We start from the raw sequence: 13,399 nt of genomic DNA, 5'->3' as shown, positions 1-13,399 counted from the left end.
CCGGCGGTGCACGGCGCGGCGCCGCGCCGTTCGGCGCCGGTCCGGCAGCGGCTCCCGGCATGCAGCTGATCGAGCCGATATTGGCCGGCCCGTACTGCACGTAGCCGGATTGGGTCGGGGCCGAGTGCGGCACGTTGATCGGCAGGTAGACGTAGCAGACCGTGCCGTCGGCCGGATCGCGCCAGCGCTGGATCACGGTGTCGGCGAGCGGCCCGGCGAACTGCCGCTCGAGCTGCATGCGCGGCATCTTGGCCCATTCGACCGGCTGGGCCGCGGCGGGACCGGCGAGCAGCAGACCGGCCGGGATCGCCGCGACGAGCGAGCGGCGGGCGGACCGCCGCGGGACGAAGACATTCAGTTTCGGCACGGGACCTCGGGGATGATCGCGACGTGTTCGGTCTCAAGTTACCGGAAGTCGCGCGTCGCGCAACCGCGCGCCGCGTCGTGCGACCCGGCTCAGTTCAGCGTGAAGGAGGCGCCGGCGGCGACGCCGTAGTCGCTTACGTCCGGCGCCCCCGAGAAGGTGGCGTTGACGCGCCAGCGCTCGCTCACCGCATAGCCGAGCCCGACCGCCAGACCCGACTGGCCCTTGTAGTTGCCGAACGCGGCGGCGAGCGAGGCTTTGCCGGGCCGCTGGTCGTACTGCAGGCTGGTCGCGGCGAGCGCCAGCGCCGTGCCGGCACGCGCCTCGCGCTGGTTGGTGGTCACTTGCGTCTGCAGGCTGCCGACCTGGTTCTGAAGCGTGGCAATGGAGGAGCCGATCCCGCTCGTGGCGGCCTGGAGCTGGGCGACGTTGACGGCGTCGGTGGCGTCGACGCCGGCCGCCACGTTGGTGAGCCGCCGTTCGTTGCCGGCCGAGCCGAACGACACGGTGCCGGGTGCGCTCGCGACAGAGCCGGACCCGATCGCGACCGCGTTCACCGCCGTGACGACGGCGCCGTTGCCGATCGCGACGCCGTTCGCGACCGTCGCGATGGAATTGGGACCCACCGCGGTGCTGTTCGCTCCGGTTGCGACCGCACCGTCGCCGAAGGCCGCGCCGCCATTGCCGGCCGAGGCCGCGGCGCCGATCGCGACCGAGCCGGTGGCGATCGCGCCGGTGCCGATCGCGATGGCGTTGACGCCGGTCGCCTGCGCCCCGGTGCCTTGGGCCATCGCATTGGTGGCCGTCGCCTGGCTGCCGTTGCCGATCGCCACGGCGTTGGTCCCGGTCGCGTAGGCGGCGGCACCGGCGCCGGTCGCGGCGTTGCCGCCGATCGCGATGGCGTTGGCGCCCTGCGCCTGCGCGTTGGCGCCGACCGCGGTGGCGTAGGTCTGGCCGCTCGCCGCCGTGCCGGCGCGCGCGCCGGCGCCGAGCGCCAGCGTGCCTTCGTTGCCGAACGTGCCGCCGGCATTCGCCAGCGCCCCGAACGCGGCGGAGATCCGGCCCGACGCGGTTCCCCCGGTGCCGATCGCGGCGGCGGACTCGCCGGTCACGCTCAGGCCGTTGCCGATCGCGATCGCGTTGGGGGCGTCGACATAGTTGTCCGAGCCGATCACCGAGGCGCCGGCAGCGGTCGTCGTCACGGCGACGGTGTTGTTCGAGCCGATCACCTGGATCTTGCCGACGCCCCCCATGGCGGCGCCGTTGACGGTGTTGTTGCCGCCGTAGACGAAGCTCGAATTGGCGTTGACCGTGTTGAGATTGCCGATGGCGAAGCTGCCGGTGCCGGCGACCCGAAGCCCGACGCCGATGGCTCCGCTCTCGGCGCCGGTCACGGTGTTGAAGCTGCCGAGAGCGATGCTGCCCCGGCTGTTGGGGTCGACCTTGCTGCCGTTGCCGATCGCGATCGCGTTGGCCGAGGTCGCGTCGACGAAGGCCGCGCTGCCGGCACCGCTGCCAGCGCCGATCGCGATCGAGCTCGTCGCGTTGGCCTGCGCCCCGGCGCCCAGCGCCGTGGCGGACGCCGCATTGGCGAGGGCCGATCGGCCGACCGCCGTCGCATCGGCCTGGCCCGCCGCTCCGGCTCCGGCCTGGGCGCCCTGGCCGATCGCCGTGGTGCCGCTGTTGGTGAAGGCATCGAGCCCGGAAATGTCCCAGCCCGCGACGGCGTTGAAGCCGACCGCACTGCTGTTGTCGCCGGCGGCGCGGCCGCCTCTGCCGACCGCAGTGCTGCCGAACCCCGACGCTGTCGTCCCGAAGCCCACCGCGGTCGAGGCGAGTCCGGAGGCGGTCGAGCCGGCGCCGGCTGCGATGCTCTCGCCCTGCGAGGCGGTGCTGCCGACGCCGAGCGCCGTGGCGCCGCCGCCCGACGCCGTGCTCGCTTGGCCGATCGCCGTGGTGTTGACGTTTGCCGCGTTCGCGCCCGCGCCGACCGCAGTCGCACTGAACTGGCCGGCCCCGGTGCCGGCCTGGGCGTTGGCGCCGCAGGCCAGGTTCGAGCCCGACGTGCCTGCGTTGGCGCCCTGGCCGGTTCCCGCGACCGACTCGCACACGAACTGCGCCGCCACCGGCGAAGTCCACAACGGGAGGGCGACCACGCAGGTTGCTCCGGCCAGGAGAGTTCGCCGCCATCTCGGCAAAACTCGCCGCCCAGCCCGACATAGCCGGTGTGATCGGTGCCGCCGCCGTTGCCGTAGCCGGCCACGACCGCGAGCGGCGTGGTGGTCGTCAGCCGGTGCGCCATCCCGAAGCCGACCCCGAACTCGCCGTTGAAGGTCGAGCCGCGGACCTGCCAGGTGGTCTTGCCGGGCCCCGACGGCATCGGCGGGCTGGCGGTCGCGACGGCCGCCGCGACGCCGCGGCGCGCCTCGCGCTGGTTGTCGGCGACCTGGGTCTGCAGGCCGGCGAGTTGCGACTGGAAGCCGGTCGCGAAGCTCGTCAGCTGACTCATGTTGACGGCGTCGGTGGGGGCGATGCCGGCCGCGACATTGGTGAGCCGGCGCTCGTTGCCGGCGGAGCCGAACGACACGGTGCCGGGCGCGCTCGCCACCGAGCCCGAGCCGATCGCGACCGCGTTCGCCGCCGTGACCACGGCGCCGTTGCCGAGCGCGACCCCGCCCGCGACCGTCGCGCTGGAATTGGGACCCACCGCCGTGCTGCTCGCCCCGGTCGCGACTGCGCCGTCGCCGAAGGCGGCGCCGCCGTTGCCGGCCGATGCGCCGGCGCCGACCGCCACCGATCCGGTGGCGACCGCGCCGGTGCCGATCGCGATCGCATTGGTGCCTGTCGCCTGCGCCCCGGTGCCCTGGGCGATGGCATTCGTGGCGCTCGCCAGGGCGCCGTTGCCCTGTGCGATGGCACTGGCGCCGCTCGCCTGCGCGCCGCTGCCGACCGCGATCGCGTTGGCGGCTTGCGCCAGCGCCCCGGTCCCCTGAGCGATGGCGTTCGCGGCGCTGGAGATCGCGCCGTTGCCGAGCGCGACCGCGCTCGCGGCTTGCGCCTGCGCATTGGCGCCGAGCGCCGTGGCATAGGTCTGTCCGGCCGCCCCGGTCCCGGCGAGCGCGCCGGCCCCGATCGCCGTCGTGCCCTCGTTGGAGAAGATGCCGCCCGCATTGGCGAGCGCGCCGAACGCGCTGGCGATGCGGCCCGTCGCCGAGGCGGTGTCGCCGATCGCGAAGCTGCTGTTGCCGATCGCCCGCGCGCCGTTGCCGACCGCGCCGCTGTCCGTACCGATCACTGTGGCGCCGAAGCCGAGAGCCATGGACGCAGTGCCGTTCGCCACGCTGCTGCCGCCGATCGCGATGGCGCCGGTGCCGCTCGTGACGGCCGGGTTCGCCCCGACCTTGTCGCCTCCGCCGATCGCAATGCTGTAGTCCCCGCCGCTGGTGGCCGCGCTGTACGGCGTCGTGTACGGCGCCGCGCCGATCGCCGTGCTGTAGGCCCCCGCGCCGCCGAGCGAGTTGGCCAAGGTGCCGATGGAAACGATCCCGGGGGTGGCGCCGTTGTTCTGGCCCGTCACGGCGCCGAGCGAGGTCCCGTAATCGCCCGTGGCTGTCGCATTCGCGCCGATCGCCGTCGTGGCGGTTCCGGCGGCCGCGGCAGCCTGACCGCATGCCGTCGCTCCGAGGCCGGTCGCCGTCGCCCCGTTCGGGCCGGCCGGACCGCCGCTGGCACTGATGTCGCACACGGCCTGTGCCATGGCCGGGTTCGGGGTGGCCGCGAGCGCCGCCATCGCACACAAGCCGGCTCCGCTCGCCGCCAGAATTTTGCGATACTTCAGTCCATAGGTAACCATCGTCACGTCGCTCCGCATTTCAGTGGCCGAGCATCGTCGACGACGCGACGCTCCGGGGGCCCGATGCCGTCGCGGCCAAGGGCTCGTAGATCGACGCAGTTCTTGGTCTTGCGGGTCGGGCTGCGCCGCTCCGCAGCATCACGGTGCGGCCTCCCGAAAGCCCCGGAATTGGCCTGCTCGGGATCGAGCCGGCTATTCCAGGAGGGGGTATGCAGACGCACTATTTTTTAGGCCTATAGACATATAGCCATGTTATCGGTTAATGGCCGATTAACCATGCCGACAAATATGGAAACGTGACCGGGCCGGTTGGCATGACCACCGTCGCGACTCGCTGCGCGCACGCGCGCAGGAGCAAGGGATGCGCGTTCGGCCGGCGTCCGGCGGGCGGATTCGAGGAGCGTAGCAACCGAGCGAGCAGTGCGCCGCGCACGCGACGTCCGGCCGTGCCCGCAGGCATCGCGTTCCGCAGGTGCGGCTCCCTTGCGGCCCCGTGCGCGCTCAGAACTCGCCGGCGAGACCGACGCGGCCGCCGTGATTGTCGCCGCCGGCGTAGGCGTAACCGGCCGTGACGGCGACCGGCCGCGCCGTGTCGAGCCGGTGCGCGAGGCTGCCGCCGAACGCGTACTCGCCGCGGAACGCCGCCGTGTTCATGGCCCAGCTCGTGCGGCCGGCGGCCGACGGCATCGGCGCTGTGGTCAGCGCCATCGCGGCGGCGACGCCTTGGCGGGCCTCCCGCTGGTTCTCGACGACCTGGCCCTGCAGGGTGGTGAGCGACGCGCCGATGCTGCTCGTGGCGGCCTGCAGCTGGGCGACGTTGACGGCGTCGGTCGCGGCGACGCCGGCCGCCACGTTGGTGACGCGCCGCTCGCTGCCGGCGGTGCCGACCGATACCGTGTTGGCCTCGCTCGCCACCGACCCGGCGCCGAGCGCGACGCTGTTCGCCGCCGTCACCACGGCGCCGTTGCCGATCGCGACGCCGTTGCTCACCGCGGCCGAGGCGTTGGGGCCGACCGCCGTGCTGTTGGCGCCGGTCGCGACCGCGTAGTCGCCGAAGGCGGCGCCGCCATTGGCGGCGGACGCGAGATTGCCGACCGCGACCGAGCCGGTGGCGCTCGCGCCGGTGCCGATCGCGATGGCGTTGGTCCCGGTCGACGACGCGCCGAGCCCGATCGCCAATGCGCCATCGGCGGAGGCGACCGAATTGCTGCCGATCGCCACCGCATTGCCGCCGCTCGCGGTCGCGCCACTGCCGGCCGCGAGCGACGCGGTGCCGGACGCCGTGGAGGACGCGCCGACCGCCGTCGCGCTCGCGCCCGAGGCGGTGGCCGACGATCCGAAGGCGGCGCTGTTCACGCCCGCGGCACGGCTGGCGGCGCCGACCGCGGTCGCCCCGTTGCCGGCCGCGCTCGCGCCGCCGCCGAGCGCCACCGCCTCGCTGCCGGCGGCAGATGCCGCGGCGGCCGAGGAGTTGACGGCCGTGTAGGCGGCCGCGGCGGTGAGCGCGGTCACCTGGGTCTGCAGCGTCCCGATGCTGGTGCCGTAGCCGGCGAGCGCCGTGTCGACGGCCGCGAAGGCGTCCGAGATGCGCGTGTAGGCCGTGGCGCCGATCGTGTAGCTGACCGTCCCGATCGTGCCGTCGGCGTTCAGCGCGGTGCCGAGGATCTGCGCCATCGCCGCGTTGGTGCCGTAGAGCTGCTGGCCGGTCACCGCGTCGGTCGAGGTCGCCGACAGCGTGCCGGCCCCGACATTGACGATCCGGCGCTCCTTGGCGGGCGAGCCGACCGAGACCGTGTTGGCCTCGCTGGCGATCGAGCCGTTGCCGAGCGCGACGGCGTTGGCGGCCGTCGCCTGGGCGCTGGTGCCGATGGCGATCGCACTGCTCGCCGACGCCGTCGCGAGATAGCCGATCGCCACCGCGTTGGCGCCGCTCGCGGTGTTGCGCGCCCCGAGCGCCACCGCATTGTTGCCGCTCGCCGTGGCTTGGCTGCCGACCGCCACGGCCGCCAAGCCGGACGCCTGCGCCACCGCGCCGAGCGCCGTGCTGTTGCTGCCGCTCGCCGCGCTGTCGCTGCCATAGGCGCTGGCGTACACGCCGGTCGCAGCGGCCCGGAAACCGGTCGCAACCGCTCCCATCTCGGTCGCTCTCGTGTCCGAGCCGACGGCGATCGCGTAGTTGCCGCTCGCGGTCGTGTAGGGGCCGAGCGCCGTGCTGCTGTTGCCGCCTGCCTGGGCGCCGGCCCCGAAGGCGGCGGCGTAGTCTCCGGTCGCGCCGGCGGCGCTGCCGACCGCCGTGCTGGTGCTGCCCGAAGCGGTGCTGTACGCGCCGAGCGCCGTCGCGTAGCCGTTGCTCGCCGTGCTGTTCGTGCCGTAGGCGGCGGCGTAGGCACCGCCGGCGGCGCTCTTGTAACCCGACGCGATCGAAGCCATGCCGGTCGCCTGGGCCTGATATCCGGTCGCCGTCGCATAGAAGGCGCTCGCCGTAGTCGAGGCGCCCAGCGCGGTCGCGTACTCGCCCGAGGCGGCGCTCTCGGATCCGACCGCCGTCGTATAGGTTCCGCTCGCCGCGCTCTTGTAGCCGGCCGCCACCGTGGCCGAGCCCGACGCCACCGCAAAGGCGCCCACGCCCGCCGATACGTTACCGCTCGCCACCGCCGAATAGCCGCAGGCGATCGCGGCGTTTCCAGTGGCCGTCGCGCCGTCGGCGTTGCCGTTGGCGTCGGCGCAGGCCAGCTGGGCCGCGGCGCCGTGCGGGAGCCCGGCCACGGCGATCACGGCGACGGAAGCGAGCAGCATCCGGCGCCGCCCGGCTCGGCGTCCGTCCGACCGGGGGGCGAAGGTCCGGCGTGCGCCCTGGTCGGCCGTCGATCGACAGTCGTGGTCCCGCATGCCGCGCCCCCTCTAGAACAACGAGGCTCCCAAGTGTCGGCCTGCGGCTTTGGCGGCAATTGTGGAAATTTGGGTGGATTTGCTAGCCTCGATGGGTGAGTCCGCAGTGCTCGCGTGCGTGTAGATCGGTGAAATTACGAATGGTATCCGAGGTTTCCGTCTCGGCCGTGGCCGCGATGCGGGCCCGTCCGGGGTTCTCGGCGGCGATGCGCGAGCAGGCGCGCGGCGTCGTCGCGTTGTTTCGCAGCAACACTCTTCTGAACCTCCTGATGAACGACCGCGCCCGCGCGCTGTTCATGGTGGTCGCGCTCTACCTCCACCATCACGGCCGCGCCGACGGCAAGCCGGGCCTCACCGTCGGCGCCCTGAAGGATCTGTGCGTGCGGCTCGAGCTGTGCAGCCGCGGCCGCTGCGAGGCGATGCTGGTGGTGCTGCGGGCGGCCGGCTATCTCGCGCCGGCGGCGAGCGACGACAGGCGCGTGCGCGTGCTGGTGCCGACCGACACGCTCGTCGCGCTGCAGACCGAACGCTGGCGGGCGCATTTCGACGCGATCGAGATGGTGGTCCCGGAGGTGGCGCGATATCGCGCGCTGCTGGAGCGGCCGGACTTCGTCGCCGCCTTGGTCGGCGCGCTCGGCGAGCCCTACATCGCCGGCTTCCGGATGCTGCACCACGCACCCCGGCTGTTTCCCTTCGTCGAGCGCAACGGCGGCGTCGCGGTGTTGTTCGCGCTCGCCCTCGAAGGGCCGGAGGAGGGGCCGTTCCCGCCGACCGATCCGGTGCGCCTCTCGATCAACGGCCTGTCGACCCAGTTCGGCGTGTCGCGCAAGCACGTGCTGACGCTGCTGCGCGACCTCGAGGCGGAGGGGTTCATGCGGCGCGGCCCGGAGCCCGACCGCGTCACTTTCCTGCCGCCGCTCCGCGAGGGTCTCGAGATCATGAGCGCGACGATCTTCGTCTATTTCGTCCAGGCCGGCGCGCGGGCGTTGGCCGCGGTGGAACCTGCCGTGGTGGAGCCCGAAGCACGCGCGCCGGCCGCGGACGCGCCGGCGCGCTGATCGGCCGGAGGCCTTCTCACTCCGCCGCGACGGCCGGCGTCTCGGCCTTCAGCCGCTTGAGGTCGGGCGGCACCGCCTCCTCGACGAGGGCGGCGAGCGCCTGGTCGAGCGGCACCACGGTCGACTTGTCGGAGCCGAGCCGGCGGATCGACACGGTGCGCTCCGCCGCCTCCTTCTTGCCGACGACGAGCAGCACCGGCACCTTGGCCAGCGAGTGCTCGCGGACCTTGTAGTTGATCTTCTCGTTCCTCAGATCGATGCCGACCCGCAGGCCGAGCCGGCGCGCCGTCGCCACCGCCTCCTTGGCGTAGTCGTCGCCGTCCTGCGTGATGGTCGCGACCACCACCTGAACGGGGGCGAGCCACAGCGGGAAGTGCCCGGCGTGGTGCTCGATGAGAATTCCGAGGAAGCGCTCCATCGAGCCGCAGATCGCCCGGTGCACCATCACGGGCGTCTTCTTCGCGCCGTCGGCGTCGATGTAGAAAGCGCCGAACCGCTCCGGCAGGTTGAAGTCGACCTGGGTGGTGCCGCACTGCCAGTCGCGGCCGATGGCGTCGCGCAGCACGTATTCGAACTTCGGCCCGTAGAACGCGCCTTCGCCGGGGTTCACGGCGGTCTTGATCTTGCCGCCCGACTGGTCGGCGATCTGCTGCAGCACCCGACCCATCACCTCCTCGGCGTGATCCCACGAGGCGTCGGAGCCGACGCGCTTCTCGGGCCGGGTCGAGAGCTTCACGGTGAGGTCGCCCGAGAAGCCGAAATCCGCGTAGGTCGACAGGATCAGGTCGTTGATCTTCAGGCACTCCTCGGCGAGCTGATCCTCGTTGCAGAAGACGTGGGCGTCGTCCTGGGTGAAGCCGCGCACCCGCATCAGCCCGTGCATGGCGCCGGACGGCTCGTAGCGATGCACGACGCCGAACTCGGCGAGGCGGATCGGCAGGTCGCGATAGCTCTTCAGCCCGTGCTTGAAGATCTGCACGTGGCCCGGGCAGTTCATCGGCTTGATGGCGAACCAGCGCTTGTCCTCGGCCTCGTCGCCGGCCGACTGCGCCGCGAACATGTTCTCGCGGTACCACTCCCAGTGGCCGGAGGTCTCCCACAGGACCTTGTCGAGCATCTGCGGGGCGTTGACCTCGTCGTAGTCGGCGGCGAGACGGCGGCGCATGTAGGCGACCACGGACTGGAACATCGACCAGCCCTTGGCGTGCCAGAACACGACGCCGGGACCTTCCTCCTGGAAGTGGAAGAGATCGAGCTCGCGCCCGAGCTTTCTGTGGTCGCGCTTCTCGGCCTCCTCGATCTGCTTCAGATAAGCGTCGAGGTCCTCCTGCTTGGCCCAGGCGGTGCCGTAGATGCGGGTCAGCATCGGGTTGTTCGAGTCGCCGCGCCAATAGGCGCCCGCGACCTTCATCAGCTTGAAGGCGGTGCCGATCTTGCCCGTCGAGGTCATGTGCGGGCCGCGGCACAGGTCGAACCAGTCGCCCTGCTTGTAGATCTTGATGGTCTGATCCTCGGGGATCGCGTCCACGAGCTCGACCTTGAAGTTTTCCCCTTTGTCGCGGAAGACCTGCTTGGCCTCGTCGCGCGACCACACCTCCTTGGTGAACGGCCGGTCGCGCGCGACGATCTCCTTCATCTTCTTCTCGATCGCGGCGAAGTCGTCCGGCGTGAACGGCTCGTTGCGGAAGAAGTCGTAATAGAAGCCGTTCTGGATCACCGGGCCGATGGTGACCTGGGTGCCGGGCCACAGCGCCTGCACGGCCTCGGCCATCACATGCGCGGCGTCGTGGCGGATCAGCTCGAGGGCGCGCGGATCGTCGCGCGACACGAACTCGATTGCCGCGTCGCGCTCGATCGGGTCGGCGAGGTCGGACAGCACGCCGTCGAGCGCCATCGCGACGGTGCGCTTGGCGAGCGAGGGCGAGATGCCCTTGGCGATGTCGAGACCGGTGATGCCGTCGGGGAACTCCCGACGCGCGCCGTCGGGAAAGGTCAGGGCGACCATTGCAAAGCTCCTGTTGCTCACTCGCTGCCTACGAACGCAGGTAAGCGGATTCTGTCGATGTGAGAGGCATATAGCAGGACAGGGGCGAAGTGCAAGGCGGGGGAGTCAGGGCGTCGGTGGAGGCCTGCTATTCGGCGTCTCGGTCGAGGTGGACGCGAACTCGACCCGGTTCGACGATCCACAGCTCTCCTTCGACACGGCGAGAGCGCGCGAGAGTCATAAACGCCTCGATACGTGCCAGCAGCCGCGGAAGCGTCACGGGACGCCCCGGATCGAGGACGACGAGGCCGGCCGTCGGACCCGGCGGAAATCGCAGGACCTGACTGAAATCGCGGTCCAGCGTCACCAAGGTCCGTCGTTCAACGACACACGCGGCGTAGATCGCTTGGTCCGGCGCACCGTGCAGTTCCTCGTCCCGGACCGTCTCCACATCATGACCTTGGCGGCGGAGCAGGTCCACGCCGCGTCGGCCAATATTCTCGTCGAGCTTGATCCTCACACCGCCGTACCCGCGGACACGGCGATCACACGCTCGCGTGAGGCCTCGGCCCCGTAGGCGATCGCGGCCAGGATGTCGTCGCGGGACAATGCCGGATACTCCTCTCGCACCTCCGCCTCGGACAGGCCGCTCGCCAACAGGTCGAGCACGAGAGAGACCCAGATGCGGGTTCCGCGGATACACGGCTTTCCCCCGCAAACGGCGGGGTCGAGAGTGATTCTGTCGAGGAGATCGGCCATGGGATCCTCCATTTTTGAAATTATAGCATGCTCGGCGCGACGCCGGAGGTGGCGGCTTCGAACCCGCGCGCGGCACAATGCTGTGCCGGGTGCGCCTCGTCCGCGGACACGAGCGCAGTCCTCGCGCCAACGGTATTTTCGCGTGCAACGGCGTTCGCCGTCACAAGAATTCGCGCCGGACGAAAATGATTTGTTTGGTCGCTCTGCTCGCCGGCCGGGGCTGTTTGCTGGCGCGAGTCGCGCAAGACACGCGGGCTCGGACACAATCCCTAACGAATTCTTAAGGTCGATCACAAAGCCGCCAAATTGCCGAGTCACGGTTCCGATGGGGACAGGGGGAGTCAGCACATCTCACATCAGACATCCGGGTTGACGTGACGGCGCGTCGACGTCTGCGCAACGAGGACCGTGCCCAGGCGGTCGCGTGACGGGTGCGCCGACGTGAGCACGATCGTGCCGCGGCTGCATGGTCGTCGGCTGGCGTGGTCGCGGTCGAGCCGATCCGAGGATGTCTGCCGAGCCACGACGCGCGCTGCGGCGCGCGCCGTCGGACCCTGCGTGCCTGTGTCTCGTGCGTGTCGGTGCGTTCAGCGTCGGTGAGTGAGCGTCGCGTGAGCTTAGTGTCAGTGTGCGTCGCGTCAGTGAGCGTAGCGTGAGTGAACGTAGCGTGAGTGAGAGAGCGTCGCGTCAGTGAGCGTAGCGTCGTGAGTTCGAGTCACGTTCGAGTCGAACTCGTTTTCAGTCGTCCTTGTGAGCAGTGCGTTCGCGTTTCGAGTACCACATCCGGAGCACGGGGAACGCTTCATGGATGAAGGCCTGCAGCGGGCATGCCGGCGGTGTGCCTGTTCTCGCGTCCCGACCGCGGTCCTGGCCGCTGCGGCCTTCGTCGTCGTGAGCGTCCACGCGCTCGTCGGTCTCTCCTCCGCCGCCGCGCAGACAGCCGGCGCGCCAGCGTCGCCACGCGCGGCGGCGGAGGCGTCCTCCACGTCGACGGCGCCGGCCCGTCCGCGCCCGCCGGCCCGCCGTCCGGACGCCGCGACCACGGCCGACCGCGCGCACGCCAACACGGTGTCGATCGTCGCCGGCGGAACCGGGTCGACGGCGCTCGCCGCCGTCACCGACCTCGCCGCCGTGCTCGACGACGGCGACGCCTTCCGGGTTCTGCCGATCGTCGGCAGCGGCGGCGCCCAGACGGTGCGCGACGTGCGCCTCCTGAAGGGCATCGATCTCGGCATCGCGCCGGCCCGCGCGCTGGCGCTCCTCTCGGGGCCGAGCGGCATCGGCAGGCTCGACGACAAGATCAGCATCGTGACCAAGCTGTTCAACGAGGAGATCCACGTCCTCGTCCGATCCGACGCGGCCTTCGTCGCGCTCGCTGATCTGGCCGGCCGTCCGGTCGCGATCGGCGAGGCGGGCTCCGGCACGGCGCTGATCGCCCGTGACGTGCTCGACAAGCTCGGTGTTTCGGTCACCACCGTCACGCTGCCGACCGCCGACGCGATGGAGAAGCTGCGCAGCGGCGCGATCGAGGCGGTGGTGCTGCTCGCCGGCAAGCCGGCGCCGGCGCTGGCGCGGCTGCCGGCCGGGCCGTTCCGGCTGCTGCCGCTCGCCTACGCGAAGCCGCTGCAGGCCGACTACCTGCCGGCGGTGCTGTCGGCCGCGGACTATCCGGGCCTGGTGGCGCCGGGCGTTGCGGTCGAGACGGTGGCGGTCGGCACCGTGCTGTTCACGCCGAGCTGGCCGAAGGGGTCGGACCGTTACAAGCGCATCGAGCGGTTCGTCGAGACGCTGTTTCCCAAGCTCGCCGCCCTGCAGGCGCCGCCGCGTCATCCCAAATGGCGGGAGACCAGCCTCGCCGCGACGGTGCCGGGCTTCGCGCGGTTCCCGGCCGCCGAGGAGTGGCTGCGCAAGAACGCGCCGCCGCCGGTGTCGCGCGAGCAGTTCGACAAGTTCCTGGCGAGCCGGCGCGTCGCCGCCGACGACACCGCGACGCCGGCCGATCGCGAGAAGCTGTTTCAGGAGTTCCTGCGCTGGAACGAGACGCGCGAGCGCCGCTGAGCGGCCGCGTCCTGTTTCCATGCCACGTCGAATGGAGGAGCGTCATGAGTGCCCCGATCGACGACGACGGATCGACCGTGCCGCTGCGCTACGCGCCGCCCTGGGCGCGCCGCGGGCTGGAGCGCGGCGACGAGACCGCGCCGGAGGCGCGCGACGCCGAACCGACCGTCGTGCCGGACCCGCCGGAGCCGCCGGCTTTTCTGGAGTCGGCCGAGGACGAGGACACCGCGCCGCCGATCGCCGAGGCGACGCCGCATCGCGAGCCGGAGGTGATCCTCGGCGTGCCGTTCGGCGACGTCGCCGCGCACGAGCCGCAGGACCATGCACCGGCTGACCTTGCACCGGCTGTCCATGCACCGCCTGACCATGGGCCGCAGGATCTCGACGTCCTCGCCGCGCCGGTGGCTGGGCCGATGCCGCCGGCCGCGACCGCC

General features: G+C 71.6%; 9 protein-coding genes and 2 pseudogenes. 4 read left to right on the top strand and 7 right to left on the bottom strand.

All coding sequences use genetic code 11. The annotated features are described in order from the left end of the window. Both ABTU92_RS26770 and ABTU92_RS26765 read right to left on the bottom strand, forming a co-directional pair. On the bottom strand, positions 1 to 367 hold a 367-nt coding region (locus tag ABTU92_RS26770), incomplete at its 3' end, for a hypothetical protein (RefSeq protein ID WP_408094641.1). Between the two features lie 89 nt (positions 368 to 456). Further along, positions 457 to 2,520: a YadA family autotransporter adhesin gene (locus ABTU92_RS26765; RefSeq protein WP_408094640.1), complete on the bottom strand. Its 2,064-nt coding sequence runs from the start codon at positions 2,518 to 2,520 to the stop codon at positions 457 to 459. A gap of 123 nt (positions 2,521 to 2,643) precedes the next feature. Here ABTU92_RS26765 and ABTU92_RS26760 point away from each other — a divergent pair, with 123 nt between their 5' ends. Beyond that, entirely contained in the window at positions 2,644 to 2,868 is a 225-nt protein-coding gene (locus tag ABTU92_RS26760) for a hypothetical protein (RefSeq protein ID WP_408094639.1), read from the top strand. A gap of 134 nt (positions 2,869 to 3,002) precedes the next feature. Here ABTU92_RS26760 and ABTU92_RS26755 read toward each other — a convergent pair. Next, a pseudogene (locus ABTU92_RS26755) lies at positions 3,003 to 4,121 on the bottom strand (hypothetical protein); the annotation flags it as partial. A 597-nt stretch (positions 4,122 to 4,718) separates the two neighbouring features. Continuing rightward, positions 4,719 to 7,013 carry a YadA family autotransporter adhesin gene (locus ABTU92_RS26750; protein ID WP_408094638.1) on the bottom strand — a complete coding sequence of 765 codons (2,295 nt, stop codon included), beginning with the start codon at positions 7,011 to 7,013 and terminating at the stop codon, positions 4,719 to 4,721. 233 nt (positions 7,014 to 7,246) lie between these two features. Between ABTU92_RS26750 and ABTU92_RS26745 the strand changes: the two genes are divergently transcribed. Then, the gene (locus tag ABTU92_RS26745; RefSeq protein WP_408094637.1) at positions 7,247 to 8,164 is read left to right on the top strand and encodes a hypothetical protein; all 918 of its coding nucleotides are present in this window, start codon (positions 7,247 to 7,249) and stop codon (positions 8,162 to 8,164) included. Between the two features lie 16 nt (positions 8,165 to 8,180). Here the strand turns inward: ABTU92_RS26745 and thrS are convergent, their stop codons facing one another. From thrS to ABTU92_RS26730, 3 genes are all read right to left on the bottom strand, one after another. Beyond that, complete coding sequence (thrS, locus tag ABTU92_RS26740; protein WP_408094636.1) at positions 8,181 to 10,169, bottom strand: threonine--tRNA ligase; 1,989 nt, start codon at positions 10,167 to 10,169, stop codon at positions 8,181 to 8,183. A gap of 127 nt (positions 10,170 to 10,296) precedes the next feature. Continuing rightward, positions 10,297 to 10,668 carry a DUF5615 family PIN-like protein gene (locus tag ABTU92_RS26735; protein ID WP_408094635.1) on the bottom strand — a complete coding sequence of 124 codons (372 nt, stop codon included), beginning with the start codon at positions 10,666 to 10,668 and terminating at the stop codon, positions 10,297 to 10,299. Further along, positions 10,665 to 10,907 (bottom strand): DUF433 domain-containing protein, encoded by a 243-nt coding sequence (locus ABTU92_RS26730; RefSeq protein ID WP_408094634.1) that lies wholly within the window; start codon positions 10,905 to 10,907, stop codon positions 10,665 to 10,667. Before ABTU92_RS26730 ends, ABTU92_RS26735 begins: the two co-directional genes overlap by 4 nt. Positions 10,908 to 11,711: 804 nt before the next feature. Here ABTU92_RS26730 and ABTU92_RS26725 point away from each other — a divergent pair. Both ABTU92_RS26725 and ABTU92_RS26720 read left to right on the top strand, forming a co-directional pair. Further along, positions 11,712 to 12,965: a TAXI family TRAP transporter solute-binding subunit gene (locus tag ABTU92_RS26725; RefSeq protein ID WP_408094633.1), complete on the top strand. Its 1,254-nt coding sequence runs from the start codon at positions 11,712 to 11,714 to the stop codon at positions 12,963 to 12,965. A 44-nt stretch (positions 12,966 to 13,009) separates the two neighbouring features. Then, positions 13,010 to 13,399 (top strand): annotated as a pseudogene (locus ABTU92_RS26720) (hypothetical protein); the annotation flags it as partial.

The sequence above is a fragment of the Rhodoplanes sp. SY1 genome, assembly GCF_046000175.1.
GTDB lineage: Bacteria > Pseudomonadota > Alphaproteobacteria > Rhizobiales > Xanthobacteraceae > Rhodoplanes.
The sequence above is the reverse complement of the archived record's forward strand: the minus strand, read 5'-3'. Positions and strand labels throughout refer to the sequence as shown.

Coding starts and splice junctions, on each gene's coding strand:
- ABTU92_RS26745 (WP_408094637.1), top strand. CDS start 7,247: ATGGTATCCGAGGTTTCCGTCTCGGCCGTGGCCGCGATGCGGGCCCGT.
- ABTU92_RS26730 (WP_408094634.1), bottom strand. CDS start 10,907: ATGGCCGATCTCCTCGACAGAATCACTCTCGACCCCGCCGTTTGCGGG.
- ABTU92_RS26750 (WP_408094638.1), bottom strand. CDS start 7,013: ATGCTGCTCGCTTCCGTCGCCGTGATCGCCGTGGCCGGGCTCCCGCAC.
- thrS (WP_408094636.1), bottom strand. CDS start 10,169: ATGGTCGCCCTGACCTTTCCCGACGGCGCGCGTCGGGAGTTCCCCGAC.
- ABTU92_RS26725 (WP_408094633.1), top strand. CDS start 11,712: ATGGATGAAGGCCTGCAGCGGGCATGCCGGCGGTGTGCCTGTTCTCGC.